Below are 26,545 nucleotides of genomic sequence, written 5' to 3'. Positions count from 1 at the left end.
TACAATGAGATTACACGAGGCTAGTAATTGGGTGAAGCAGGAGGAAAGGGGCCATTTCCTCTGAATACTAGAAAGATAGAAAAGCATGCAACCCCGCTGCCTGCTTTTTTGTGATGTGGTAGTTCAGAACAAATGTAGGACTAAGAATTAGAAATGCAATCAATTTTGTGGCATCATGGAATAAACAATGAAAATTTTTCTTACGAAGGTATAGTAATTGGGGGCATATATATGGTTTGGGTTCTTAGTGTCGTGATACTTATTTGGGTTTTTGCGTTTATAGACTCATGGTTTGGCTTAAGAAAAATGGTCTCTTTACAAACCATTAAGGCTCAGCATTATGATGATAAAATTTCCATCATTATTGCTGCCAGGAATGAGGAAGAATCGATTGAGCAAACAGTGACCTCCTTGCTTCAGCAAACATATTCCCATTTTGCAATCATTGTGGTTAATGATCGGTCAACGGATCGGACGGGCACTCTGATAAGTGAGCTCGCTGTTGCGAATCCTTTAGTAAAATGCTTACATATTGAGGAGTTACCTAATAGCTGGCTTGGTAAAAATCATGCTCTATATAAAGGATATGAAGTAGCAGCAGGGGACTATCTTCTATTTACGGATGCCGATATTCATTTTCACCCTGAAACCATTAACAAAGCCCTAACCTATCTGAAACAAGAGCGAGCTGACCATTTGACAATTGCACCAGATCTATATGCAAAAACCTTCTGGTTAAAGGCATTTATATCATTCTTTATTCTTGGCTTTGGTGTGTTCAAACGACCATGGGCTGCAAACCAAGACAACCGTAAAGAAGGTGGTATGGGTATTGGAGCATTTAATTTAGTCAAAAGAAAAGTATATGAGGAAATAGGAACTCATCAATCCATAAGAAATAGACCAGATGATGATTTACAGCTTGGTCAATTAATCAAACAAAAAGGATATAAACAACGTCTTGCAACTGGTTTAGATCTAATAAGAGTGGAGTGGTACCCTTCACTTCAAGCAGCATTTAAGGGGCTCGAGAAAAACACGTTTGCTGGACTTTATTATTCTTTGCCTTTTACAATATTTGTTTTAGTTTCCATTATCATTACGCATTTGCTACCTTTTGTTACCTTATTTTCAGAGTTTCTTTTGATTCAAGTAGTAAGTGCTGGAGCTATTCTTATCCTACTTGGACTTTACGCATTGACAACAATTAAGATGACTACCTTTCCAGTGTGGATGATTTTCGTATTCCCCATAACGACCTTACTATTTCTATACTCGACCCTACGAGCAGTTTCCTTAACTTACATTAGAGGTGGCATTGAATGGAGAGGGACCTTTTATTCCTTACGAGAGTTACGAAATCAGAGAAATAAGTGATAAGAGAGACGAAGGGAGAGACGAAGGGACAGGCACCTTGTCCCAGTAAAATGAAATTTTGCAAATCGCAACTTTTACTCTTTTATCATATAAGGTCTTATGTCGAAATAGTTTGAACGCAATAAAAGGCGTTCAACATTTTGACAAAAGACCTCAATATACCTAGAAACCACAAAGACATTGGGTTTCGATCCCTCGCCGTAATGTTCAAAGATGAGTTAATCCCCTTTACTGGTATTCAGCTTCCAAAAAGTAGTAGACGTCGTACAGACCGATGTTCCTCTTATCGAAGTAAAGGACAGAGGGATGGACCTCGATTTTCTTACTTGTTGACGAACCCATTTCACACATTGAATTTGAATCAACACCGCTTACTGTTCAAGACCTCATTCGTTTATCCCACTATGACTTGCAACTCTTCGAACAGCGAAAGCAAAAAGTCCGTCGAATTATTATTTTCTCAACTGAAGTTTCCAACTCACTCTCAAACAACTCGATATTGGCAGTGTAAAGCAACATCATGAATTTTTTTTACTCGAGCATGACTTTAACGGTGATGAAAGTTCCGGTAAAATTAAGGAAAAAATACAAAAAGGTTCTTCACTTTCAAATGAATACAAGGTACAAATTCTACTGTTACTTATGATGGAAAGTGATCAGACAAGTTCGTCAAAAAGGGCATATGAACTTACTAAAACTCTTCAAGAATATGAAAATCAAGATACAGCCCATTTTCTCATCGGAGCCATGGTTGCAGTAAACTACAGTCAAATTGAAGACAAAGGAATGGAAAATTGGATCCATTTCAGAAATAACTGGATTATCAGAATTTGAGATTAGGGAAATGATCGATATAGATAAGTAATGATAAATATAGATAAGTAATGATAAATATAGGTAGTTCACCTTTACCATAGCCATGAATAGATTGGTTTGTAGTTAATTTACTTGCTAGTAAAAACTACTCAAGTGCCACACTAAGCATTAAACTTTGATTCTCCTAAATCAATTGTTACTATAGGAATATATTTTCATCAAGAAAGGACAATTGATAATGGCAAACATACTAATTCCTGTTTCTGCATTAAACTTAGCCCCAATCCGCGCAGGACAGACTCCTGCCGATGCCATAGAATCCATGGTAGACCTTGCGCAGTCAGTTGAGGAAATGGGGTATAAACGTTATTGGATTGCCGAGCATCACAATACACCAACGTTAGTTAGTTCAGCTACATCTATCCTCATTAAACATACACTTGAATATACAAATACGATAAAAGTGGGGTCTGGCGGAATTATGCTGCCAAACCATTCACCGTTAGTTGTGGCCGAACAATTTGGGACGATGGCGACAATGTATCCAAATCGTGTAGAGCTTGGGCTTGGTCGCGCTCCGGGTACCGATATGATGACTTCAAGTGCTCTTAGACGCTCACAAAATGATTCTGTTTATACGTTCCCAGATGATGTGCAATCATTGCTTACTTATTTTGGACCTGAAGATAAGCAAAGTTATGTGAAAGCCCATCCTGGTGTTGGAACAAATGTACCGATTTATATTCTTGGTTCTTCCACCGATTCTGCATATTTAGCAGCAAGTTTAGGTCTTCCTTATGCATTTGCCTCACACTTTGCTCCAGCACATATGGAAGAAGCGATTCGGATTTACAGGCGTCGATTCCAGCCATCACAGTATTTAGATTCTCCATATATGATGGTTTGTTTAAATGTGATGGCAGCAGAAAGCGATGAAGAGGCGGAGCTGCTATCGACCTCGATGAAGCAATTTTTCCTAAATATTGTTCGTGGTACACAGAACCCGTTGCAACCACCTGTAGACAATATGGATGAGCTGTGGAGTCCAGCAGAAAAAGAAATGTCAGCTAAGATGACCAATGCGACACTAATGGGAAGTAAAGATACAGTACGACAACAGCTAAATCGTTTTCAAGAGCTATATAATGTTGATGAAATTATGGCTGTTTCGTATATCTACGACCAGGATAAACAAAAACGGTCATATGAGATTTTTAAAGAAGTAGTGGATGGGCAATAGAGAATACCAAAAAAGAACTGGGCATTCCTCACTTCATTTTAATGAGGTGAGGAATGCCCATTGTTTTGATAAAGATTTCTCAAATTCGCAGTTATTACTTGAATATATCTTAAGAATCTTTATAATTAACTTATAGAACATTAGTTCGATTAGAGTATAGGATTTATTTATGATGATTCGTAGCATGATAAAATATATAAAGTACTTCGGAGGTGACTCATATGAAATGGGAAGATGTATGCCAAGCATTCCCAGAGGAATGGGTGCTAATTGAGGCTGTCCAAGCATATACAAATGAGGAAAGTGAACGTATCTTAGAAGAGATTGCCCCTTTGAGGAAATTTTCTAATTCCCCAGAGGCAATGAGAGCGTATCAAGCACTACATCGTGAAAATCCTAATCGTGAATTGTATGTTCTCCATACCAGTCGGAAAAAACCTAATATCATTGAGAAAAAATGGGTAGGTGTAAGGCGCTAGTGAAAAACTTAATTATTGAAGATGGTTTATTACTTACAGATTTGATATTGAACTTTAAAGGAAAATCATTATTGTTAAAACGGGTTTTAATTGATACGGGTTCAGGATTACAATTGTTTCAACGGATCTAGCTGAATCCATAGGAATTGTTGCTGAAGAAAACGACATGATATATCGTATTAGTGGCGTTGGAGGCACGGAGTTTGTATATTAAAAAAGGTTGATTCTCTAAAAATTGGAGATGTAGAAACAGATGATTTTTCGTTAGAAATCGGTGCAATGAATTATGGGTTTGATTTAGATGGCATTATTGGAATGGATTTGTTACAGCAAATTAAAGCAATAATTAACATAGATAAACTAACATTAGAATATAGTTATTCAAAATGGCAAGTATAGAAGATTCATCTGTACTTGCCATTTAATTTATTTACAATAACTTCAACAAACTTTAACTTTATTTGAAGCCTATATCGCTCAGAGAACAACTGTGTGTTCTATTATTTTGATAAAGAACTTACTTCCCAAACTCCTGAATCAAATAAGCAATATGAACAATGCCCTCTTCATAATCAGCTATCCTGATCGATTCATTAGGTGCATGTAATCTCGACTGTGCCCAGCCGACACCCGTGCTTACAATAGGAAAGTGAAGGTGATGACCGAAATCCGTCATTGGCCCTGTTCCGGCATTATTAGGTGATAGCACTACTTCACAATCATACACTTCCTTTGCGGTTCGAACCATCAGTGATACAAAAGGATGGGACAAGTCGGAACGGTAGGCTTTTACACCAGTTAGTAGTTTTACATTAATATCTGAGTACCCATGATTTTGTAAATGCTCTTCCATACACTCTAAAATATGCTCCGGATCTTGGCCTGGAACGAGCCTACAATCTAATTTTGCCATTGACTTTTTCGGAAGTACGGTCTTAGAACCTTCTCCGTAATATCCACTTTCAAACCCGCAAATGGTCATGGTTGGATTAAAAATCAACGCTTCACGCGGGTCTTGACCACTATAAGTAGTGATTAATGGATGCTTTAATCCATACATCTCCTTATACGACTCTTCATCAAAAGGTATTTTCTTTACATACTCCAGTTCTAGCTCTGTAGGCGGGATGATCCCATCAAAAAATCCCTCAACTAGTATTTCGTGATGACTGTTTTTCATCGAAGCTAATGCATGAGTAAGTCTCCATGCAGCATTCTCAACAAGCGGACCTACCTTCGAATGCAAATCGATGTCCGCACTCACGCATGTTAACTCGAAATACGCCATCCCTTTAACGCCTGCCATTAAATTCACGCGATTCTTCTCATCCTTATCGGCGTGCTCCCAAATACAAGCATCCGCTTTGAATAAGTATGTGTATTTTTCTAGATAGAAAGGAAGGTTGGGACTGCCAATTTCTTCTTCACCTTCAAGTAAGAATTTAATGTTACAAGGTAAACCGCCTTCTTGTCTTTTCAGAATTCTAATGGCAGTTAGTCGGGCCATTAAGTCTCCTTTGTTATCCGCGATTCCTCTCGCAAATAACTTTCCATCTTTTTCAGTAACCTCAAACGGTGGGGTTTCCCATTCTTCCAAAGGCTCAGCTGGTTGAACATCATAATGATTGTAAAAGAGTAACGTCTTGTCAGAATTCCCACCAGGTCCTGCTTCAAAGTGGACATACAACACCGGATTTCCATCCTGAACCTCATCTAAAATTTTTACACTTCCACCTAAAGATAAAATGTAAGATTCTAAAAAGCCAACAGCCTCTGGAATACTTTTGTTATGAGCAGATATAGATTCTATTTCACAGAAACGTTTTAGCTCATAAATAGATTGGTTAAGTGTTTCTTTTACTTTGCTAGTTAAACGTTCAACTTCTTGTTTCAATAGTAAAACCTCCGCATGGAAAAATTTCGTCTCTCTAAATATTCGTGGATGAGTTCAAAAACCCTCCATAGAATTTAAAAGTTCAAGAATAAAAGAAGAACAAATTATTCGCTAAAATTCGAGATGTTCATCCTAGTAGGTTGTTTTCTTGCTACAAATTAGACTATTAAGACTAGTTTTGTCGCATGTATTGCTTGATGAAAAAGAATAAAGTAGTATATCAATCAATATACTAAATTATCAGAAAATATAAAGGTTAAAGAGAACTTGATTGGGGGGATCTTATTGTTCCAAAGTGTTAACAGTTTACATTCAACTGTTTTTAAAGACAAGGTTGTCATCGTAACGGGAGCAAGTCATGGGATTGGAAGATCCATTTGTACTGAGTTTGTAAGTTGTGGTGCACATGTGCAGGCCGTTGATATATTACAAGAGAAATTAGAAGAAACCAAAACGACAATTGAACAAGAAGTAATGGGGATAGAATCTTCAGGATCCATACATATTTACAAGATTGATTTAACAGATAGTGAGCAAATAGAAAGACTGATAGAGAGCGTAATCACTAAGTTTCACAAAGTAGATGTTCTTGTTAATAATGCAGGTGGAGTCGCTCAGCAAGTTCATCAGCCAATTGAAGACGTTACAGACGAACAATGGCAGCGTGTGATGAGCATCAATCTAGATGCAACTTTTTATATGATAAGAGCTGTTGCACCCCTAATGAAAGAACAAAGGTATGGAAGAATCGTCAACATATCAAGTGGTGCGGGTCGAAGCAGTAGTTTAACAGGCATACAGGCGTATACAAGTGCCAAAGCAGGACAGATCGGCTTAACTCGTCAAATGGCGAGGGAGCTCGGTCCATACGGGATTACAGTAAATAATGTGGCGCCAGGATTTGTCCTTTCCAATCCATCCACAGAAAGACAGTGGGATAACATGACAGCTGAATCACAGCAATCTCTATTAGAAGCCATTTCGTTAAAGCGTTTAGGAAAGCCGGAAGATATCGCCTATCCAGTTCTGTTCTTTGCCTCAGATTATGCAGGTTACGTGAGCGGACAAATCATCTCAGCTGACGGTGGATTACAGCTATTTTAGGAGGATACGTACTATGAATATTACAGTCATTGGAGCAGGTGCAATCGGAGGAGTACTCGGTGCATACTTAGCACGTGCCGGGAATCAAGTTGTTTTATGTGATATTGCAAAAGAGCATGTTCAAAAAATAAATCAGGATGGGATTACAATTGAGGGTCCCAAAGAGACCTTTACAGTAAGCTGTGAAGCAATGACTCCTGAAGAACTAGTTGAACGTGGAAAACCACTAGAGGCTGTATTCCTTTGTGTAAAAGCACATCATACATCCCTTGCTATTAGTCAAATTCTCCCACTATTATCAGATGAGTCGTTTGTTGTATCCTTCCAAAATGGTTTATGTGAAAAAAAGATACAGGGGTTAATTGGAAAGGAACGTACGGTAGGCTGTTTTGTTAATTTCTCAGCTGATTATCTTGAACCAGGTAGAATTCTTTACGGAGGTGTTGCTGCCCTTTATCTTGGTGAACTAGATGGAGTAATCAGCCCTCGGGTTGAAGAAATACGCCAAATTTTAAGCTGCTGGGGTCCAGTAGAAGTGACAGACAATATTTGGGGATACCTATGGGGCAAAATGTCCTATGCAGGTCTTTTATATGCGACCGCGTTGGTGGATGAAACCATGGCCGTTGTGGTGAGAAAAATAGAGCTACGAGATGGGCTAATGGAATTGTGTTCAGAAATTTTAGAGGTGGCAGATAAAGAAGGAGTAAACCCGTTAGGCTTTGATGACTGGGAGCCTTCGCTTGTTTATCCTAGAGAAAATCGGGATTGCAGATTATTAAATTTACAGCTTGAAAGTTTAGCAAATCGTATGGCCACTAATAAAAAAACAAAAAGTGGCATTTGGCGAGATCTAGCTGTTAGAAAGAGAATAACGGAGATTGATCAGCAGCTCGTACCTATTATTGAAATTGGGCAAAAACATGGGATTGAAATGCCGCTTACTACATTTCTTGTCCATGCGATTAAAGAAATTGAAACAGGGAGTAGACAAATGGATTGGCAAAACTTATACGAGTTACATGAACGCTTTGAAATGGTGCGTGCGAATGAAACTACGAATTGACCATAGGACATTATCTGATGATGTTGCAACACTCATTCGAAAAATGATTTTAAATGGGACCTTAAAGCCGGGTGAAAGAATTAATCAAGTACAGCTTGCTGAACAGATGGAGATTTCCAGAGGTCCCTTGCGTGAGGCCTTGAGACTTTTGCAAAATGAGGGCTTAGTCAAACATGAAACAAATAAAGGTGCATTTGTTACCACGTTATCCCAGCAAGATGTGTATGAAATTTATACACTTAGGGCTTTGCTTGAAGGGGAAGCAGCCAAATTAGCAGCGGATCATTTAACCAATCAAGATTTTAGTAGAATGTTAGAACTACTAGAGGAATTCAGTCAAGCATTAGTCAATCAGGATTTAGAAAAAGAAGCGAGAGTGGATATTTTATTTCACCGTACCATCGTAAACGCATCCAAGCATCAACGTTTAATCAAGATGCATGAACAGCTTGATACGCAAGTTGGAGCGATGTTTTTTACCGTAGCAAATAGTCTCCCGAAACGTGCCAGAAAAGTAGTAGAGAATCACAGGTTATTACTAGATGTACTTCAAGGGGGAAGTCCTCTGGATATTCAAGAAGTCATAACAAATCATTATCTACTCGCTTTAAAGGATTTAAAAGAGGTGAACCTGTGAGTCATTTTACACGTATAGGAGGTGCCGCATGTTACTTGATGTAAAACATATGACATTAGCATTAAAACGTTCCGGAAAATATATGACGATCCTAGACGATGTTTCCCTACAAGTTGAAAAAGGTGAGACTTTAGGAATTGTAGGAGAGTCGGGCTGCGGAAAAAGTATGACTGCACTCTCTATCATGCGTTTACTACCAGATAAGGCAAAGCTCGATGCTGAAGTGAAGTTAGAAGATGAGGTCATTTCTTCTTACTCAAAGAAAAGACTAGAAAAGGTCCGTGGAAATCAAATTTCAATGATCTTCCAAGATCCTCTCACCTCTTTAAATCCGCTTCATACAGTTGGAAAACAAGTTGAAGAACCACTTCTACTGCATACAAAACTAACAAAAAACGAACGTAAAAAACGAGTGATCGAGCTGTTGAATGAGGTAGGTCTCCCAAGAGCAGAAGAGCTTGTGAATGATTATCCTCACCAATTGTCAGGCGGGATGAGACAACGTGTCATGATTGCGATAGCCATGGCGTGCCGTCCACAGTTACTCATTTGTGACGAACCAACTACGGCATTAGATGTAACGATTCAAGCCCAAATCCTTGAATTAATGAACAAATTAAAACAAGAAAATGATATGGGTATTATTATGATTACCCATGATTTAGGAGTGGTTGCAGAGGTTTGTAATCGAGTCATGGTCATGTACGCAGGAAAGGTGGTTGAAGAGGCTGAAGTAAACGAACTCTTTAAAAACCCGAAGCACCCATATACGAAAGGCCTTCTACTTTCTATACCGAAGCTCGGAGGAGCAAAGAGAAAGCTTGGTTCCATACCTGGAACTGTTCCGGCTCCTCATAATATGCCTGTTGGATGTAGGTTTGCAGACAGATGCAGTGAAGTGATGGATATTTGTAGACAAAAACAGCCTAGCACTTACAAGATCACAGAAAATCATACGGCCTCCTGTTGGATCTATGGGGAAAGAGAGGTGACACAAAATGACTCTGTTGGAAATCAAGGATCTAAAACAACACTTTCCCATTAAAAAAGGATTTTTTGGAGAAAATAGGATTGTGAAAGCAGTAGATGGCGTGAGCTTTACACTTGAAAAAGGAGAAACACTAGGAGTAGTTGGGGAATCAGGCTGTGGGAAGTCTAGTCTTGGCCGGTCCATCTTACGACTTGTTGAACCCACAGCTGGAGAAATTAAATTTAAAGGGACAGACATTTCTTCTTTTACGAGAAAACAAATGAAGGAACTGAGAAGAGATATGCAAATTGTCTTTCAGGATCCCTTTGCCTCTTTAAATCCAAGAAATACCATACGTACCATTTTAGAAGCACCCCTAAAAATTCATAGCATCGGAAACCGAGATGAAAGAATGAATATCATTGAACGTCTTGTTGAGAAGATTGGAATAAGGAAAGATCAGTTGGATAACTATCCACATGAATTCTCTGGAGGGCAACGTCAACGAATTGGAATTGCTCGGGCATTAACGTTAAATCCAGAATTGATCATTGCCGATGAGCCTGTTTCGGCATTAGATGTGTCTGTTCAATCTCAAGTGTTAAACCTATTAGTCGATCTTCAGAAGGAATTTAACCTCAGCTACATTTTTATCTCACATGATTTGTCCGTGGTACAGCATATTTCAGACCGGGTAGCGGTGATGTATTTAGGTAAGGTGGTTGAATTAGCGGATGTTGATTCTTTGTATAATACCCCCTTACATCCTTACACAAAGTCGTTATTATCAGCACTACCCATTCCAGATCCAAGTATAAAAAGAAGTAGAATTATACTTCAAGGGGACTTGCCAAGTCCAATCAATCCTCCTTCAGGCTGTGCTTTTCATACAAGATGTCCTGTTGCAACAGCAGCGTGTAAAACCGAAATCCCACAACTTCGGGAAATGGAGATGAATCATTGGGCGTCCTGCATCCATATCTAACGCTGACACTTAAAGGGGGAATAAATGGGTATGGACGTTCTTCATTACATTATAAAAAGATGCATTCTAATGATTCCTATACTAATAGGGATCAGTATTTTAACCTTTTTTATATCAAATACGATTCCAGGAGATCCAGCTAGATTAATCCTTGGGCCCAAAGCGACCGCTGAAGGTGTTGAACAGTTAAGGGAGGAAATGGGACTAAATGACCCACTCCATGTTCAATACGGGAGATACATGACAGGGCTCGTTCAAGGAGACTTTGGCAATAGTACGTATTCACAACAGCCAGTTGTTGATGATTTAAAAAGATATTTTCCTGCCACTCTTGAGCTAACATTGTTCTCAATGTTCCTCACCATTTTAATTGGTATACCTTTTGGAATCATAAGTGCCAATAAAAAGGATCAACTACCCGATCAAATTACGAGGGTCATGGCTTTAACTGGAGTTGCCATGCCAGCATTCTGGCTAGGGATCATTCTTCTACTATTCTTTTATTTAAAGATTGGTATTCTTCCAGGAGCAGGAAGACTCGATACATGGGTTTCTCCACCAGAAACGATTACGGGAATGTACACCTTGGATTCACTACTAACGGGTAATTGGGAAACCTTTAAATCATCATTGATTCATTTAATACTACCTGGAATCACGCAGGCAGCTGTAACGATTGGAATGATCACAAGAATGACAAGGTCCAGTATGCTGGAAGTGTTAAAAAGTGATTATATTCGTACAGCCTACTCAAAGGGTGGGTCTGAAAACCGTGTATTGTATGGTCACGCCTTGCAAAACGGGATGATGCCAATATTAACATTGATGGGGATGACATTTGGTCACTCGCTTGGTGGAAGTGTGTTAGTTGAATCTGTATTTTCATGGCCTGGTCTAGGAAAATATGCGGTGAACGCCATTAATTATTTAGATTTCCCAGCCGTTATGGGAGTGACGATATTAATCGCTTTATTGTTTATTACCGTGAACTTAATCATTGATGTTCTCTATCATGTCGTTGATCCGAGGTTGAAATATGAATAAGGGGGGATTACTGTGGCAAGGCGAATTTTTTCCAGTCCTTTAACCGTATTTGGTTTCTTAGTGGTACTGCTTCTATTAATTTTTGCAGCCTTTGCTCCACTCATTGCTCCCCATGATCCGTTAGAGGTTGATATCGTGAATAAGTTACAACCCCCAAGCTCGGAGCATCTATTCGGAACAGATGAAGTGGGAAGAGATATATTCAGCCGAATTATCTATGGAACAAGGATATCGCTGAAAATAGGTTTACTCGTTGTCGTTTTATCTTTTCCGATTGGTACGATCTTAGGTGCGATTGCTGGTTACTTTGGCGGACTAGTTGATTCCATCATCATGCGAACTACCGATATCTTTTTATCCTTTCCAGGAATCATTTTAGCGATGTCCATTGCGGCAGCATTAGGGCCATCCATTGAAAATGTTTTGCTCGCTCTAGCTATTGTTTGGTGGCCTTGGTACACAAGGATTGTTCGTTCATCTGTCCTATCTATTAAGAATTCTGAGTTTATTGAGTCTGCCCGAGCAATAGGTGCTAGTCCATTTCGAATTCTATTTAAAGAAGTTCTTCCAAATTCGATTGCACCAGCTAGCATTCAAGCATCTCTGGATTTAGGGTTTGTAATTTTAGCCGCTGCTGGTTTAAGTTTCATAGGTCTTGGGGCACAACCTCCATCACCTGAATGGGGGGCCATGCTATCTTCCAGCCGTGAAAACTTACGAGAAGCTTGGTGGGCTGCCACATTCCCAGGACTAGCGATATTGATTACGGTTTTAGGCTTTAATTTGTTAGGTGACGGTATAAGAGACATCCTTGATCCGAAACAACGGTAAAGTCTAGTAAGCTTCTTATTTTAAAGGAGGGATGTGACAAACTATTAAGCTAGTAGATTGGAGAATACAATTGAGATCAAGGGGGAACAGTGAATGAGGAAGAATAGTGCTTGGTTTAAAACGTTTGTCCTACTAATGATGGCCATGATGCTTCTAGCCGGCTGTAACAAGTACAACCAAGAAACAACGACCACAACTACAGATGAGAATACAGAAGAAAATACGGAAGAAAATAATAATGAAGAGGGGACAACTGAAGAACCAGCGGGTCCAGCTCAAACAGATGTGTTTAATTTCGCTACTAACCAAGATATCCCGCATCTAGACCCACATGGGACATCAGCCAATACGTCTTTCCGTGTTACCTATATGCTATATGATCGCCTTGTTACGTATGACGGAACAACAACGGATGTAAAACCACAATTAGCTGAAAAGTGGGACATCTCAGAAGATGGGAAAACCTACACCTTCTATTTACGAAAAGATGCAAAGTTCCATGATGGTTCACCTGTGACGTCTGAAGCAGTTCAATACTCGTTCACACGTGCCATCAATATTGGAAAATCCGCAGCAGGTATTTTCAACAAAGTTATTGATGAAAATAGTTTTGAAATTGTAGATGATCATACGATAAAAATAAAACTATTAAAACCGTTTGGACCATTTGTCAAAGCATTAGGTACTGTTTTTGGTAACATCTTAAATCCTAATCTTGCAGAGCAGCACGGAGAGGATTTAGGAGAAGTCTATCTTGCAGATAAAGAGGTTGGATCAGGTCCATACATTTTAGAAAGCTGGGACCGTGGACAAAAGTTAGTATTAAAAGCAAACGAAGACTATTGGGGCGGTTCTCCTACAATGAAAACCGTTAACATTCTAATTGTTCCAGAACCATCAACTGCACGCTTAATGTTAGAAAAAGGGGAGCTTGACCAACTTGATGACACCATGATTTCACCGGACGTGTTACAACAGATGGATGGTAAAAATGGGGTGGAGGTTGTGAAGGCACCTGGCTTCCAAATTGATTACTTCCCACTAAATATGAACAAAAAACCTCTTGATAATAAGCTTGTACGTCAAGCCATTGCACATGCCATTAACTATGATGTCATTATCGACAATGTGTTTCTAGGAAATGCTGAAAGAATTGGTGGAATTGTACCAAAAGGAATGTTTGGCTATAACGAAGAAGCGAAGCTTTATGAATATGATTTAGACAAGGCAAAAGCCCTTTTAGAAGAAGCAGGAGTGGCAGATGGATTTACGGTAGAAATGGCCATCTCTGAAAACAATGAAGTTCGTAAAAACATTGCCGTTTTACTTCAGTCTGATCTAGCAAAGATTGGTGTAACCGTTGATATTAAAACCTATGCTTGGCCTACATTCCTTGATTTAGTCACGAGTGGTGGTCATGACTTTGGCTTAGTAGCATGGACTCCAGACTATGCGGATCCAGATTATAATCTATGGTATTTCTCGCATTCTTCTAGTAAGGGACCTGGCTTTAACCTAGCATTCTATGAAAACGCTAGAGTGGATGAATTATTAGAAATGGCCAGAGCAAGCAGTGATGAAGCAGAAAGAGATGCTGCGTACAAAGAAATTCAGTCCATCATGGCTGAGGATGTCCCATACATCTTCCTTGCACAAAATACCGTTCAAGCTGCAAAGAGAGAATGGGTAAAAGGACATGAAATCAACCCAATGAATACATGGTATGTACCATTCCACAAGCTTACAAAGGAGTAAGTAAAATGAAAGCGGTCGAGTGATTCCTAGCGACCGCTTTTTATAAAAGAAAATCACAAATGAAAAGGGTGATTCAACTATGAATCAAATTTTATACAGCTCTTTTATAGATGTCGCCCAACTATACCGTAAAAAAGAAATTTCACCTGTTGAAGTTTTACAAATAGTGTTTGAAAGGCAAGAAAAACTGGAACCAGAACTCAATGCTTTTATATCTGTATGGAAGGAAGATGCTATAAAATCAGCAAAGAAGGCAGAACAAATGTTTTTGAATGGTCAAGAAACACATCTATTAACTGGAATTCCGTTTTCAGTAAAGGATTTATTTTATACAAAGGACATTAAAACAACTTGTGGATCAAACATATTACGAGATTTTGTTCCTACCTATACAGCAACGGTAGTGGAAAAACTGCAACAAACAGGAGCTGTCTTGTTCGGAAAAAACAATATGTTGGAGTTTGCGTACGGAATTGTACATCCAGATTACGGACAAACGAACAATCCTTGGGATCTCACAAAAACAGCCGGCGGGTCAAGTGGTGGATCCGCAGCAGCAATTGCCGCGGGTATTGGTTATTTTTCACTAGGAACAGATACGGGGGGCTCGATTCGAATTCCTGCATCTTATTGTGGGACTGTCGGTCTAAAGCCAACATATGGTTTAGTTAGTACGTATGGTGTTTTTCCTTTATCTTGGTCACTTGATCATGTGGGTACCATTACTAAAAGTGTGAAAGAAACAGCTGTACTATTAAATCTTATCGCAGGAAAAAATCCTTATGATTCATATTCTGCAGGGAAAGATATCTCGTTTATTTCTCTAGACATATTCGAAGAAATCCCACCAAAGAAGATTGGTATTTTACCAGAATTTAAATTAACAAGCTTAGATTCGGAAGTTAAAGAGATTTATATAAGAACAATCAAGCTAGCGCAGTCACTCGGTTGGGATATTGAAACCATAGATATTGAAAAATGGAATCTTACTGAAGAGATGATTATGAATCTATTACTACCTGAAGCGGCTCAAATTCATGAAAAGTGGTTGGACTTAAAGGATCAATATGCACCTATGACGTATCAACAAATTGAGATGGGACTCAAGCATATGGCCCTTGACTATTTGAAGGGTGTAAAAGCGCAAAAGGAGTTTCGGGAAATTGTGACAAAAGCCATGTGTGATGTGGATGTGGTCCTCATGCCAACCGTAGCGTTTCCAGCTCCAGCAGAGGATCCTATTATTGGTGATGCGGATCAAAATGAAATGACATTTACGGGTCCATTTAATCTATCAGGCCACCCTGCAATTACGATTAATATGGGTTTTACATCTACTCATCTTCCTGTCGGGATTCAACTAGTTGGAAGGCATTTTGGTGAAAAAGAATTACTACATGTGGCTCATGTGTTGGAAGAGAATTCTGGAGTTCGGAATAGACCAGCAATTGTGACTAGCTAATTAAAATGAGAGGAGGTTTTCGTATGTACATGATGGATTTGAATATGCGGAAATTTCAGGAGCAAAAAAAACATATAAATACGGTTTTACTTCCAATCGGGATGGTGGAAGCACATGGTCCGCATTGTTCATTAGGTACGGATGTACTCATTCCGCGTGAATTTATTAAACGCCTTAATGTAGCCCTAGATGAAAAAATAATGATTGCTGCAGAGATTCCGTATGGCCGATCTTTTGCACTTCGCCCCTTTGATGGAACCATTGATATTTCAAGTGAGACCTTCATTAATTACGTCTATGAAGTAGGACAAGAGTTTTATAGAAATGGATTTCAAAATTTGATTTTATTTAACGGGCATGGTGGAAATATTCCAAGTCTGCAAATTGCCTCAGAGAAATTGGCTGAGCTTGGTATGGTTGTGTTAACCATGAATTGGTGGCTTGACTACCGAAATACGATTGTAACCATAACCCCAGGATTCGGTCATGCAGGTGAAGATGAAACCTCACTCATTCTCGCCATTAATGAGGAATTAGCCGAAACACAAGGGCTAGTTCCAAACGAGTTACCTGCCTATTTTAATGTGAAATACAAGAACTGGGGCAATGATTTATTTCCAGATGCCTACTCAGGTAATCCTGGAGAATCTACTGCTGCCAAAGGAGAGCAACTGTATGAAGCCATTATTCCGTTAATGATCAATGATATTGAAAACTTGTGGTCCATTTCAAATGAACAGGGGGAATGACAATGCTACGCTGGACGAAAGAGTCTGTTGGGGAATCGATTGTTGATATTGTTGTGAGTTTGAATGAACAGGCCAAGAAGCTACATAACACAGAAGTGGCAACAGCAAGCTATAGTGATATTCAACCCACACTTCCAAGCCTTGATCAAATTGTTCTAAAGCTTGATGAAGTAGAGAAAGAAATTAAGTATTTGGACGGTCATCCAGGAAGATATTTACGTGCGATGACAAATGGTTTCCGTTATTTTGCTCGAAGTCTCCAAAGGGATGAGATTCCGTATGATGAGCTAATTTTAAATATTCAAGAGCTGCCTTCCACCCTTATTACTGAGGAGAAAATTTCTTTTTTAAAGGAAAAGGTAGAGAAGGGTTTAGCAGATAATGGATACCAAGGTAGTTTTAAAGACAATGTTGAGAAATGGCGCAGTGATAAGCTCATACAACCTGAAAATGTAACAAAAGTGGCAGAGAATTTCATGAAACTGAGTAAGGAAGGAACTTTAAAACGTGTAATTGGGCTTCCAGAAGAAGATGGAATTGATTCGATTAGTTCCATAAGGGATGTATTTTGGAGTGGTTACTCAAAATATGTAGGAGATTATCGTGGAAATCTTACCTTTAATATTGACCGACCATGGACAGAGCCTATCCTTGCCCAAATTATGACACACGAAGCATATCCTGGCCATCAAGCCTTTTATTGCAGATGGGATTATTTATTTAAACAAGGGAAACTACCCTTAGAAGCTTCTTATTATCTAATTAATAGTCCAACAAATGCCTTATTTGAAGGTGGTCCTGAAACGGCCCTTCACTTTTTAGGCTGGGATACAGAAGACGAAGAGACGCCAGGCGTTAGCAATGAGTCTAAAAAACAATATCTCCTTGCACGGAATTTCCTAGATTTACAACGCATCTTTATGACGAATGCTTGTTATATGTATAATCTAGGGCATTCAAGTAAAGCTGAGGTCATTGATTACATGATCCATAAAGGTGGAATTACCACCATTGAAGCACACAACTGCTTCCGCTTTTTCTCAGACCCCGTCCAAAAGACGTATTATCCTTCCTACTATTATGGTCGTTGGATGGTTGGTCTGGCCTATGATGCTACACCTAGGGATAAAAGGGCAGAATACTTTCACCAATTATACGACACACCTCATACGACCAACACCTTTATTGACGCAATAAGTCATCTAACCGGTTCTGAATTTCAACCCTTTGACAACCACGGGCAACCACGGGGACAGGTACCTTGACCCACTTTTGTGAAAAAAGTAATTATGTCTGATAGGATAATCCCTTCCCTACCTTTTGTTGAATATCTATACTGATACTTTTATGGAAATTATAAGGGGGATAAACATGAAGAACGAATCACTTTATCAGAAGTCTTATTTTCACCGCATCTCAGAGTTTGGAAGCCTATCACCAGAAGCGTTTAAGGCGTTTGTTGAATTCGATCAGAAAGCATTAGCTCCAGGTAAATTACCAGTAAAGCTAAAGGAGTTAATTGCAGTTGCTGTTGCGCATACAACGGGCTGTCCTTATTGTATTGAAGTTCATGTCAATGGTTTGAAAAAGAACGAAGGTACTAAGGAAGAGATGGCTGAGGCAATTATGGTTGCAACGGCACTTAAAGCTGGTTCTGCTCTAGCTCATGGGGTAAATGCTTTAAATGCCTTTGATGGTGAAGGTAAGGAAGAATTGTATAAGAGTACATATTTTAGTAGAATTAAAGAATTTTCAGATTTACAGGGAGACGCATTCAAAGCTTTCATTGATTTTGATCAACAAGCAATGAAGGCAGGTTTATTGAATCAAAAAGAGAAAGAATTAATCGCAATTGCAGTAGCTCACACAACTGGATGTCCATATTGTATCGATGTCCATACGAAAGGGGCAAAGAATTCTGGTGCGACACTTGAAGAGATTTCAGAGTCTATTTTTGTAGCTACTGCTCTAAAAGCAGGATCTGCCATTGCTCATGGAGTAAATGCACTTAATTCTTATAACAAATAGTGGTATAACAAGAGGATAGAGGGGGCGAGGGAAAAGTACCTTGTTTCCAAGATTGGGTGAAAGTAAGTTTACAAAAATATAGTGAAAGAAGATCAGTTTATCAAAGCAAAGCAAAAGCTTTGCTTTTTAATTTGACTTGTATATAATCAGAGTAGAATATACGTTCTCATCAAGGTTATAGGTTATACAAAAAACTGATTATTCCACTAGCTCCGAATAAATAGTCGTAAACTATTTAAATTTTTCAGAAAAAATTGATTGGAGAATGTCATTCTGAGTAAAGGGGATAAAAAATTACAAAAATAAAGATTTCTCAAAATAGAGGAGTTTCTATGAATATAAGGATCATTACAATTTTCTTCATTAGTATACTGCTTGTATTTCCCGCTTTTTATGGAAGTAAAAGTGTAATTGATCATGTGAATTCTCGTTATGTTCAAAAAGATCCATTACTTACAAAGGAAACACTGGAGGAGCAACTAATCCCCCAACATATTGATAAAATGATTTCGCATGGTGTACCTGGAACTTTTGAAACCACTTTACCTGTCGAATATGTCCAAGATTTTATGATACATAAGGTTTGGCTGTATGTACTCATAACAATGGGTAGACATGGCTGCAAGTACCCGATGATGATTATTTGGCTATGCTCGTATCAATGACTATCATGAAACGTTGGCAAGAAGGAACTTTCATATAACACCTGGAAAAATAGCCATTGTTTACGGTGGACGCGGTCCATAAAAACATCAGCATTATTGAAAATGATGGGAAAGGTGAATATTGGAGTATTGGAAGCATATCCAAGACTGCGACTCATGATTTAGAAAAAGGATATGACGTGATGTACATTGATTTTTTGCCTGGTAACCAAACAGGTTACCTTGTGGTTATTCGAAATGGTGTTGTGCTTGCCTTTCGTAGTGTAAACACAGGGGTAACATGGGACATTGTAGAAGAGAGAGATTCACTATATCCTGAAATGATGACTCACTTTGGATTGTAGGAGATGTTTTATGATGTAAAACCGAAACATACAAATAGTACTAATTGTTGAGGCCGTTCTACTGATCATTTTTCAGGTTTTGCTGCTCTCCATTGCAGCTCCCAAGGGCTATTACCTCATTTACGATTGGATTTTTTATGTTGTAAATTATATGATTATTCTCTTCTTTTCTTTGTTGTCCATCAAGAAACCATTCATAAAATATCTTCAGTATGGAATTGCCCTAGTCTTGTTCGTTGCCAATACAGCTAGGTCTTTAGTAACTATTTCCCACGTGAATACTTCGGTTAAATCTTCCAAAATCCCTGACTATGGAAGTGTTTTACTGAATTATCCCCCTTACTCTATCATTTTTTTGTATAATAGGACATTGTATGATGATAGATTAATTTGAAGGAGGACCATGTATGATTGAATGGGCTATAGTCTTATTGTTTGGATCAGCAGCTTTTTTGTTCATTTTGTCTTTCTATAAAAATAGACAAGTAGCAAAAGTGGAGCAGCAAAAAATGGATACTATGCAATATACAGTTATGGAAGAAATCAATAAGCTCCAAGGTCAAATCAATACAATGGAGATTGATGTTGAAATTACGGCACATGAATTGGGATCATCCTACAAGGAGCGTCTCTTATTACGTGAATTACTTGACTTATACAAGCGAGGATACTCAATGGAGATTATGGCAGCGAAAAAGCAGGTAGATGAAAGTGAAATCGAAACATTGCTAGCTCCCTATATGTCTTCAGTAGATGAAAGGAGACAAGCTGCAAATGAACACTAGTCGAATGAACAGCTTTGCATCGGGACTTTTTGTTGCAACCGCGATATGTTGTGCTGCCTATTTTATGGGTCCAAACGAAGTAACGGGAAATGAGAGTTCGAAGGAAACCACTCAAAACGAAAAACTGTCAGAAAAAGAGATGAAAAACACGTTAGCAACTGCTGGGTATGTTATTCACTCTGAAGAAGAGTGGAAGGCGCAGCTTGCAGCGATGGATGCTGTTGAAGAGAAAGTTGAGCCTGTAGTTGAAGGAAAAGAGACAGCCGTTTCTAGTACCATTCTCAATGTTACATCTGGTATGACAAGTATTGATGTTGGAGAGGTACTGGTTCAGGCCAAGATTACTGATAACGCAATGACGTTTTTTACAGAGGTTGAGAATAGAGGCAAGTCAGGCGATTTACGCCCTGGAACGTATGAAATTAATAGCAACCTGACCATTGACGAGGTTATTGCGATGGTTTTCAAATAAAAAATTGTAATGTTATCCAAAAAACTTAACTTATATGGAGTTAAGTTTTTTGATTTTAAGGTATTTTTACGAAATAGCTCAAGCTTTTTGTAAGTCTACTAGAAAAGGGGATATTGTAGCGCGATGGGGCGGGGATGAGTTTTTGGTTATCATGCCTTACAGTGACGAAGCGACTCCACTCGTTGTTTTGGAGCGAGTTCAGGAAGACATTGAAGCAGCATCTAAAAAAACTTGGAGTCCATATTTCGATTTCCATTGGAAAGTCAGTCTATCCCAAACAGGCAACGACTCTTGTCGAATTAATCAGGTTTGCAGATAAACATATGTATGAACGGAAATTTGCAAAGAAGTGCTCCGATGAATAGGTTACACCATAAATATATGGGATACCTGAAGCAATCCACTTAAGTAGGCTGTCTAATAGGACAAGCCTTTTTTTGATCCTAATCCCTTCTTAGAAGGTATAAAAATAAATCCCTCTAATACATATAAATGAGCCTACATCAGGAGGGATGCATCGTTGACAAAGTCTAAGAAGATATTCGTTGGGAATTACAAAGGTGGCGTTGGTAAGACGACCAGTATTTATCAGATTGCCTTACATATGGTGGAATCCGGAAAAAAGGTGTTATTAATTGATCTCGATCCACAATGCTCATTGAGTGAAATCTGTTTAGCGAGAATCAATTTTGATCTTGAAAAGCTGCAACCCAATGAATGTCTAAATTATGTATATGATATGTGGCATCAAATCAAACGATTTCCTTCCCTACAAGTTACCATCGATAAGAAGCCATTGATCAAACAAACGGTGGAGGGTGTTCATTTTATCCCGTCGAATACGTTTTATGTCAATGGTGGTCTTGATGACCTCGCACTAAAGCTTAAGGATGATTTTTATGACCTTTTACCACTACAGCAATTTTTTGAATCTAGTGTTCTAGAAAGAGATTTTGATTATATTCTGTTTGATTGCCCTCCAAGCAATAACATCATTACGCAAGGTGCTTTTCTCTTATCGGATTATTACGTCATCCCGTCCATCATCCAAACAATGAGCGTTAGAGGGGTTGTCCATTACATTACGACGGTTGAAAAAATATATCAGAGAAAATGTGTAGAACACGAAAACGCAATGCTTGCTCAACTACTGTTTGGCCCAGTACCTGAATTACTCGGAATCTTTGAAACGTTGAAAAAGGGTCTCGTTAAGAATGTTGAGGTGATGAATGAATTAAAAGAGGATTTGAAAAAAGCAAAGGTCAAAACACAATTGTCTACACCACATGAAGAGAAGTTTGTGTTTGACACAATTATAAAAAACTACGAAAAAATTGCAAGGTCAACAGCTGACGGTGAAAAAAGTGAGGAATATAAAGAGCTCACCTATGAACTTCTTGCCTGTATTGAACGAGAACCCTTACGAACACTAGCCATAATAGGAGAAAAGAAATGACTAAGGTAACATTTAGTGATGTTTCAAAATATCTTGAACAGCTTCGTTCCATTTATTTGTCAATTGATGAATCAAAATTCAGGAAAGAATTATTGGAATTAACAAACGCTATTAAACTAGTGAACTCGTTGGACAACTTAAACGGAAATGAACCACTTGTGTGTAAGGAAACGAGGAAGAAAGTGAAAAAAGTCACTTCCTTTGAACATGCAATTGGTTTGCTACTTGAGAAAAAATCTATTGAAATAAAAGGTACGAAAATGAACTATACTAAAATAAGTACGAGTGAAGAAGTGCTTGAATTTTTAGAGGGCTTCCAGGATTCAGAGATCGTTAAAAAAACGACAGCCTTGGACTTAAAATTGCTTTATTGTTTGTTGACTGGTGAGCAGACTGAACTTAAGGGGAAAAAGGAAGATCTACTAAAATCCATTAGACGGAACATCCGTGCGAGAAAAAGAGGAGAGGCCTTCTCGAAAACGATCTAATAAATCTATTATAAATTCTGTAGTTATACAATAATTTGAAGATTAACAAAAACATAGTAAACGTTTAGTCGTCTATCATTTTCAAGAATAGACGTCTATTTTTTTATAAAAAAGTACTTATTTAAAACCCGAGGGGAAAAGCCATTTTGAAAAACAGTTGGAAATGGATCATCAGCACTACGCTTTTTGTCCTTCTAGTGAATGGGAGTGGGTTCTGGATTCTTCATGGAAGAAGTATGGAGACTTGGTTATATCGTCTTATTCTTACATCTTACCAAACGCCTATTCCCTAACATGTGGACACGTGGGAAAACATTTGGTTTTTGGTGTATGGCACTTTTCTTGAGTTCTCTCCTATTCGGGATTGGTCATATTTTAAGTGTAGGGCAGCCTTTTGAAGTAAATGTGGGCTCTATTGTCTATTATACAAACATGGGATTATTGCTTGGGTTTCTCTTGTTGTGGACTCGAAATCTCTGAATCATGGTTTTGGCGCACGGGATTCACAACGTGACAACAAGTCTCAGTTGGAATGTATGGGAGTGGTCACATGGGGTGTTCTTTTTACTCATGCTGGTGATTTACCTAACGTTGTCGATTGTTGAAAGGGAACAACGGTATAAACAATCACTCGTTTTGGTTGAAGAACCGACTCAGAATATTTAGAAGATCGGGAGAAGGAATAGAGAGTGAAGGAAGTATAATTTATTCAGCATGTATTTGTAGTGATCAGGTGAACAGTGCACCTGATTTTTTTAAAATAGAGGCTCTAAATATAGTAAACAAGCGTTATAATAGAACCTGTGAACAAAATCATAATCACTAAAAGTAGGGATTACCTTGAACAAGATTAGTATTATAATAGCATTTCTTTGCATAGCCAATCTATTAAATTCTTTTATAGCCTCAACAATGGTTGCCAATGTATTGTCTTATCTTTCAATGGGTGTGCTGCTCATTTGCATTTACTATACGAAGAGAGTGACCAAGTATATGGGGATTACGCTTGTGAGTCTAGGGTTACTTTTCAATTTCCTGAACAAAGATATGACAGTCTTTGACCTAGGCGGATTGCTGACAAATCTACCGCTGCTAACTTTAATTTTATTTGTACCACTTATTTCAATTCCATTAAGAAGTAGCGGTTTGCTAGAATCCCCTTATTATTTTATTGATCGTTGGAAGAACAATGAAAAGAAGACCTTCTTTAGTATTACAGCTTTTTTAGCGTTACTGTCACCGATTTTAAACCTAGGTTCTGTTCGAATTATGAATGACATTATTCAAGACATTCATCTTCACCCAAAGCTTCAAGCAAATGCTAGTTTTGTGGGCTTTGCAACAGCCATGGTATGGTCTCCCTATTTTGGCTCGATTGCACTCGTTCTATTTTACACGGGTCTTCAAATCAGTGATTATATTTTGATTGGTTTAACGTATGCCTTTCTCATCTTGATTGCTGGGAATGTACTTTACCGGAAGCAATCAGGTGTGGGGAAAATCTTAGAAACTGAGACCGAAGAAGAATCTATGACTTTGTTAAGCTCTCATAAAAAGAATATCCTCATACTAGTCGGGGTATTAACCTCTCTTATTGGTCTTTTATTACTTTTAGAAAAAGTCACTGGGGAATCCATGCTTTTACTCGTAAGTATGATTGCATTTATCTTTCCACTCCTTGCGGGAATAATCAGAAGAAATCTCCGTAAAACCCTCAAGGAAATGATTCAGTATACGAAAAAGATTCCAGATCAGATGAATAGTGAAATTGTGTTGTTTCTGAGTGCGGGTTTCTTTGGGGCTGCTTTGGCAGGCTCCGAGCTCTCAAAAGGATTGCAGCAAATTATGGTTTCCATATCAGAAAGTTCCTTTTTCCTCCTCATCCTGTTTATTACTGGATTGATTGCCTTGCTTTCATTCATAGGTGTTCATCAGATTATCTCCATTCCTGTTATTGCGGCCCAAATTAGTCCTGAATTGTTAGGAACAACACCTGAGATTCTCGCCTTACTCTTTATTATGGCATGGTCTGTATCATCCATTATCAGTCCATTTGCTGCGATCAATATGATCATCAGTCAGGCGGCGAAAACAGATAGTCTAACAGTGGGTTTAAGATGGAATGGACTGTTTGCCCTTGTTACGTTTTCAATTGGAGTTTCTATGATCTATCTTCTTAGCATCTTTACTCAATAACCAAGAATGTTACTACACAAAAAGAAGGAACGATCTCACCACGACAGGGAGTAGACAGTTCCTTCTTCTTGTATAAAAAGGTATTGCCGTCCATTGCGGCATCTAGTTGAGTTGATCATGTGTTTGATTCACCTGATCTTTTTTAGTATGTGTACTATTTTAAATAAATATTTATTAATGGAAATTAAGCTGGTTTTGCTTGAGTACTTGCTACTTGGCTAGCTTGACGTCGACCTTCTAGTCCCGGAATGATGGAAGCGAAGATGAATACTCCAGCCATACCGACGGCGAGATTCAGGATGGACATCCAGATCGATGGGAGGAAGGCACTTAAGGTAACAAAAAGGGAAGAGATGAGCATGGCTCCGTTAAAGGTTAATCCGTTTATGGCCATATACGTGCTTCTTGCGTCATCGGGTGGGATGGACGCAAGATAGGATTGCTGAACGGGAACCTTACTAACCTCACCAATAGTCGCTAGTAACATAAAAGCAAACAATACCCAAATGTTGTTGAAATAGGAAATAGCAGCGTAACTAATGACATACATGGAGCAGCCAGCTACTAAGACAGATCCATCCTTGAATTTTGCGAACATTCTTGCGGCAAAAAGGGATGTAAGTACAACAAGAACAGTATTTTCTGTCCGTAAAAAGCCAAGCATTTTAACGCCATCAAGTTCCCAACTCAGGAATAATTGCAGTGGCATTTCCGCAGTCAATCGAATTCCAATAAAGTTCGTAAGATGAAATTCCATGGTCATGATGAATAAACTAGCTAGAACATAGAGGAGAAACAGCCGATCCTGCATAACCTTCCCATAGCTTTTGAATATTCCTTTCGGGTTAAAGCTCTGTTTTCCAAGATCTGTTGGTGTATAGCTTTCCTTTATAAAGAAAACAACGAGCAAGGCAACTATTAAGGCAATAAGGGAGGTCGTTACAAACAGCTCAAATAAATGCGTTTTGAAGAAAAACCCTCCTGCAATCCCACCCACTGCAATGGATAAATTGGTTGCCCAGTACGTGATGGAATAGATCAGCTTACGTTGTTCAGGAGTGGAAACATCAATCAGCATCGCTTGGTTGGCAGGACCTGCTAATCCCCAGCAAACACTGTTAATCATCATCATGAAAAAGGTTAACAGTGGCAAATCAAACCAAGGTGAATTCGCTAAGGCCATCATAGCGAAAGCGAAGACTCGAAGAACCTCTGCAAACGCCATGATTTTCTTTCTACCTACTCGGTCCGCATAATAGCCGCCAAAGAAATTGACCACGGCTCCCATTAACACATTAAACATAAGCATAATCCCAGTAAGCTTAGAGCTAAAATGACTTGCTAAGTAGATCGCCATGAACGGGAATACCATTCCACCCACTAACCGACTCAAAAACGTCTCAATAATTCTAATTTTGATGTTCATATGAAAATCTCTAAACCTCATTGTCCTCACCTCTTGTTGTTTTAGTTTTCTACTTTAAATATAACCCTACTAAACAACTACTACTATCCGCAATGAGATGGAAGGAACTTCATACTTTAGACTGATAGAGTCCTAATCTATTTTAAAATGGATTGCTGAATTATGTTAATAAAAGAAATGATTATAATAGTGAATATCTTGTTTGGCAATACGTAACAGTATTGTTAGATTTCTCAGATTTCATAGAAGAAGGGAGACAGAATTTACCAAATCAGA

26 protein-coding genes and 1 pseudogene are annotated in these 26,545 nt (G+C 38.6%); 25 read left to right on the top strand and 2 right to left on the bottom strand.

Features of this window, described 5'->3' with window-relative positions; translation table 11 throughout:
* Positions 1-231 precede the first annotated feature (231 nt).
* The 4 genes from ACOI1C_RS12105 to ACOI1C_RS12090 all read left to right on the top strand — a co-directional run bounded on the left by ACOI1C_RS12105 (position 232) and on the right by ACOI1C_RS12090 (position 4,043).
* A complete protein-coding gene (locus tag ACOI1C_RS12105) occupies positions 232-1,377 on the top strand; it encodes a glycosyltransferase (RefSeq protein ID WP_422510782.1) in 1,146 nt (381 codons plus the stop codon).
* Positions 1,378-2,431: 1,054 nt separating this feature from the next.
* Positions 2,432-3,433 (top strand): LLM class flavin-dependent oxidoreductase, encoded by a 1,002-nt coding sequence (locus ACOI1C_RS12100; protein WP_422510781.1) that lies wholly within the window; start codon positions 2,432-2,434, stop codon positions 3,431-3,433.
* A gap of 221 nt (positions 3,434-3,654) precedes the next feature.
* Entirely contained in the window at positions 3,655-3,912 is a 258-nt protein-coding gene (locus ACOI1C_RS12095) for a hypothetical protein (RefSeq protein WP_422510780.1), read from the top strand.
* A complete protein-coding gene (locus ACOI1C_RS12090) occupies positions 3,912-4,043 on the top strand; it encodes a hypothetical protein (RefSeq protein ID WP_422510779.1) in 132 nt (43 codons plus the stop codon). The genes ACOI1C_RS12095 and ACOI1C_RS12090 overlap by 1 nt, the downstream gene beginning before the upstream one ends.
* 386 nt (positions 4,044-4,429) lie before the next feature.
* Here ACOI1C_RS12090 and ACOI1C_RS12085 read toward each other — a convergent pair whose 3' ends face one another.
* Positions 4,430-5,806: a M20/M25/M40 family metallo-hydrolase gene (locus ACOI1C_RS12085; protein WP_422510778.1), complete on the bottom strand. Its 1,377-nt coding sequence runs from the start codon at positions 5,804-5,806 to the stop codon at positions 4,430-4,432.
* Between the two features lie 285 nt (positions 5,807-6,091).
* Here ACOI1C_RS12085 and ACOI1C_RS12080 point away from each other — a divergent pair, with 285 nt between their 5' ends.
* From ACOI1C_RS12080 to ACOI1C_RS11980, 21 genes and pseudogenes are all read left to right on the top strand, one after another.
* Positions 6,092-6,910: an SDR family NAD(P)-dependent oxidoreductase gene (locus ACOI1C_RS12080; RefSeq protein WP_422510777.1), complete on the top strand. Its 819-nt coding sequence runs from the start codon at positions 6,092-6,094 to the stop codon at positions 6,908-6,910.
* A gap of 13 nt (positions 6,911-6,923) precedes the next feature.
* Complete coding sequence (locus ACOI1C_RS12075; protein WP_422510776.1) at positions 6,924-7,976, top strand: ketopantoate reductase family protein; 1,053 nt, start codon at positions 6,924-6,926, stop codon at positions 7,974-7,976.
* Positions 7,960-8,613: a GntR family transcriptional regulator gene (locus ACOI1C_RS12070; RefSeq protein WP_422510775.1), complete on the top strand. Its 654-nt coding sequence runs from the start codon at positions 7,960-7,962 to the stop codon at positions 8,611-8,613. Before ACOI1C_RS12075 ends, ACOI1C_RS12070 begins: the two co-directional genes overlap by 17 nt.
* Before the next feature lie 28 nt (positions 8,614-8,641).
* Positions 8,642-9,658, top strand: a complete 1,017-nt coding sequence (locus ACOI1C_RS12065) for an ABC transporter ATP-binding protein (protein WP_422510774.1) — start codon at positions 8,642-8,644, stop codon at positions 9,656-9,658.
* Complete coding sequence (locus tag ACOI1C_RS12060; protein ID WP_422510773.1) at positions 9,612-10,568, top strand: ABC transporter ATP-binding protein; 957 nt, start codon at positions 9,612-9,614, stop codon at positions 10,566-10,568. Before ACOI1C_RS12065 ends, ACOI1C_RS12060 begins: the two co-directional genes overlap by 47 nt.
* 24 nt (positions 10,569-10,592) lie before the next feature.
* Positions 10,593-11,612, top strand: coding sequence for an ABC transporter permease (locus ACOI1C_RS12055; RefSeq protein ID WP_422510772.1), 1,020 nt, complete (start codon positions 10,593-10,595; stop codon positions 11,610-11,612).
* Positions 11,613-11,624: 12 nt separating this feature from the next.
* Positions 11,625-12,443 carry a nickel transporter permease gene (gene nikC / locus ACOI1C_RS12050; protein WP_422510771.1) on the top strand — a complete coding sequence of 273 codons (819 nt, stop codon included), beginning with the start codon at positions 11,625-11,627 and terminating at the stop codon, positions 12,441-12,443.
* Between the two features lie 93 nt (positions 12,444-12,536).
* Positions 12,537-14,198, top strand: a complete 1,662-nt coding sequence (locus ACOI1C_RS12045) for an ABC transporter substrate-binding protein (RefSeq protein ID WP_422510770.1) — start codon at positions 12,537-12,539, stop codon at positions 14,196-14,198.
* Positions 14,199-14,277: 79 nt separating this feature from the next.
* Positions 14,278-15,660, top strand: coding sequence for an amidase (locus ACOI1C_RS12040; RefSeq protein WP_422510769.1), 1,383 nt, complete (start codon positions 14,278-14,280; stop codon positions 15,658-15,660).
* 23 nt (positions 15,661-15,683) lie between these two features.
* Complete coding sequence (locus tag ACOI1C_RS12035; RefSeq protein WP_422510768.1) at positions 15,684-16,409, top strand: creatininase family protein; 726 nt, start codon at positions 15,684-15,686, stop codon at positions 16,407-16,409.
* A 2-nt stretch (positions 16,410-16,411) separates the two neighbouring features.
* The gene (locus tag ACOI1C_RS12030) at positions 16,412-17,674 is read left to right on the top strand and encodes a hypothetical protein (RefSeq protein ID WP_422510767.1); all 1,263 of its coding nucleotides are present in this window, start codon (positions 16,412-16,414) and stop codon (positions 17,672-17,674) included.
* Between the two features lie 106 nt (positions 17,675-17,780).
* Entirely contained in the window at positions 17,781-18,437 is a 657-nt protein-coding gene (locus tag ACOI1C_RS12025) for a carboxymuconolactone decarboxylase family protein (RefSeq protein ID WP_422510766.1), read from the top strand.
* A gap of 332 nt (positions 18,438-18,769) precedes the next feature.
* Entirely contained in the window at positions 18,770-19,102 is a 333-nt protein-coding gene (locus ACOI1C_RS12020; protein WP_422510765.1) for a hypothetical protein, read from the top strand.
* A 56-nt stretch (positions 19,103-19,158) separates the two neighbouring features.
* Positions 19,159-19,446, top strand: a complete 288-nt coding sequence (locus ACOI1C_RS12015; RefSeq protein ID WP_422510764.1) for a hypothetical protein — start codon at positions 19,159-19,161, stop codon at positions 19,444-19,446.
* A gap of 407 nt (positions 19,447-19,853) precedes the next feature.
* Complete coding sequence (locus ACOI1C_RS12010; RefSeq protein WP_422510763.1) at positions 19,854-20,231, top strand: hypothetical protein; 378 nt, start codon at positions 19,854-19,856, stop codon at positions 20,229-20,231.
* Complete coding sequence (locus ACOI1C_RS12005) at positions 20,221-20,703, top strand: hypothetical protein (RefSeq protein WP_422510762.1); 483 nt, start codon at positions 20,221-20,223, stop codon at positions 20,701-20,703. Before ACOI1C_RS12010 ends, ACOI1C_RS12005 begins: the two co-directional genes overlap by 11 nt.
* A gap of 34 nt (positions 20,704-20,737) precedes the next feature.
* Positions 20,738-21,068, top strand: a pseudogene (locus tag ACOI1C_RS12000) (GGDEF domain-containing protein).
* Positions 21,069-21,223: 155 nt separating this feature from the next.
* Positions 21,224-22,159 (top strand): ParA family protein, encoded by a 936-nt coding sequence (locus ACOI1C_RS11995; RefSeq protein WP_422510761.1) that lies wholly within the window; start codon positions 21,224-21,226, stop codon positions 22,157-22,159.
* Positions 22,156-22,647, top strand: coding sequence for a hypothetical protein (locus ACOI1C_RS11990; protein ID WP_422510760.1), 492 nt, complete (start codon positions 22,156-22,158; stop codon positions 22,645-22,647). Before ACOI1C_RS11995 ends, ACOI1C_RS11990 begins: the two co-directional genes overlap by 4 nt.
* Positions 22,648-22,848: 201 nt before the next feature.
* Positions 22,849-23,127: a type II CAAX prenyl endopeptidase Rce1 family protein gene (locus tag ACOI1C_RS11985; RefSeq protein WP_422510759.1), complete on the top strand. Its 279-nt coding sequence runs from the start codon at positions 22,849-22,851 to the stop codon at positions 23,125-23,127.
* Positions 23,128-23,487: 360 nt separating this feature from the next.
* The gene (locus ACOI1C_RS11980) at positions 23,488-24,843 is read left to right on the top strand and encodes a hypothetical protein (protein WP_422510758.1); all 1,356 of its coding nucleotides are present in this window, start codon (positions 23,488-23,490) and stop codon (positions 24,841-24,843) included.
* 184 nt (positions 24,844-25,027) lie between these two features.
* Here the strand turns inward: ACOI1C_RS11980 and ACOI1C_RS11975 are convergent, their stop codons facing one another.
* On the bottom strand, positions 25,028-26,290 hold the full coding sequence (locus ACOI1C_RS11975; RefSeq protein ID WP_422510757.1) for an MDR family MFS transporter: 1,263 nt from the start codon (positions 26,288-26,290) through the stop codon (positions 25,028-25,030).
* Positions 26,291-26,545 lie beyond the last annotated feature (255 nt).

It is taken from the genome of Bacillus sp. DJP31 (genome assembly GCF_049310945.1).
Classification (GTDB): domain Bacteria; phylum Bacillota; class Bacilli; order Bacillales; family SA4; genus Bacillus_BS.
Note: the sequence above shows the minus strand (reverse complement) of the source record. Positions and strands in the feature narration are given on the sequence as shown.

What these genes read in the sequence shown, in the direction of transcription:
- ACOI1C_RS12105 (WP_422510782.1), top strand. Translation starts at nt 232, where the DNA reads ATGGTTTGGGTTCTTAGTGTCGTGATACTTATTTGGGTTTTTGCGTTT.
- ACOI1C_RS12100 (WP_422510781.1), top strand. Translation starts at nt 2,432, where the DNA reads ATGGCAAACATACTAATTCCTGTTTCTGCATTAAACTTAGCCCCAATC.
- ACOI1C_RS12095 (WP_422510780.1), top strand. Translation starts at nt 3,655, where the DNA reads ATGAAATGGGAAGATGTATGCCAAGCATTCCCAGAGGAATGGGTGCTA.
- ACOI1C_RS12075 (WP_422510776.1), top strand. Translation starts at nt 6,924, where the DNA reads ATGAATATTACAGTCATTGGAGCAGGTGCAATCGGAGGAGTACTCGGT.
- ACOI1C_RS12070 (WP_422510775.1), top strand. Translation starts at nt 7,960, where the DNA reads ATGAAACTACGAATTGACCATAGGACATTATCTGATGATGTTGCAACA.
- ACOI1C_RS12065 (WP_422510774.1), top strand. Translation starts at nt 8,642, where the DNA reads ATGTTACTTGATGTAAAACATATGACATTAGCATTAAAACGTTCCGGA.
- ACOI1C_RS12060 (WP_422510773.1), top strand. Translation starts at nt 9,612, where the DNA reads ATGACTCTGTTGGAAATCAAGGATCTAAAACAACACTTTCCCATTAAA.
- ACOI1C_RS12055 (WP_422510772.1), top strand. Translation starts at nt 10,593, where the DNA reads ATGGGTATGGACGTTCTTCATTACATTATAAAAAGATGCATTCTAATG.
- ACOI1C_RS12045 (WP_422510770.1), top strand. Translation starts at nt 12,537, where the DNA reads ATGAGGAAGAATAGTGCTTGGTTTAAAACGTTTGTCCTACTAATGATG.
- ACOI1C_RS12040 (WP_422510769.1), top strand. Translation starts at nt 14,278, where the DNA reads ATGAATCAAATTTTATACAGCTCTTTTATAGATGTCGCCCAACTATAC.
- ACOI1C_RS12035 (WP_422510768.1), top strand. Translation starts at nt 15,684, where the DNA reads ATGTACATGATGGATTTGAATATGCGGAAATTTCAGGAGCAAAAAAAA.
- ACOI1C_RS12030 (WP_422510767.1), top strand. Translation starts at nt 16,412, where the DNA reads ATGCTACGCTGGACGAAAGAGTCTGTTGGGGAATCGATTGTTGATATT.
- ACOI1C_RS12025 (WP_422510766.1), top strand. Translation starts at nt 17,781, where the DNA reads ATGAAGAACGAATCACTTTATCAGAAGTCTTATTTTCACCGCATCTCA.
- ACOI1C_RS12020 (WP_422510765.1), top strand. Translation starts at nt 18,770, where the DNA reads ATGAATATAAGGATCATTACAATTTTCTTCATTAGTATACTGCTTGTA.
- ACOI1C_RS12010 (WP_422510763.1), top strand. Translation starts at nt 19,854, where the DNA reads ATGATTGAATGGGCTATAGTCTTATTGTTTGGATCAGCAGCTTTTTTG.
- ACOI1C_RS12005 (WP_422510762.1), top strand. Translation starts at nt 20,221, where the DNA reads ATGAACACTAGTCGAATGAACAGCTTTGCATCGGGACTTTTTGTTGCA.
- ACOI1C_RS11990 (WP_422510760.1), top strand. Translation starts at nt 22,156, where the DNA reads ATGACTAAGGTAACATTTAGTGATGTTTCAAAATATCTTGAACAGCTT.
- ACOI1C_RS11985 (WP_422510759.1), top strand. Translation starts at nt 22,849, where the DNA reads ATGGGAGTGGGTTCTGGATTCTTCATGGAAGAAGTATGGAGACTTGGT.
- ACOI1C_RS11975 (WP_422510757.1), bottom strand. Translation starts at nt 26,290, where the DNA reads ATGAGGTTTAGAGATTTTCATATGAACATCAAAATTAGAATTATTGAG.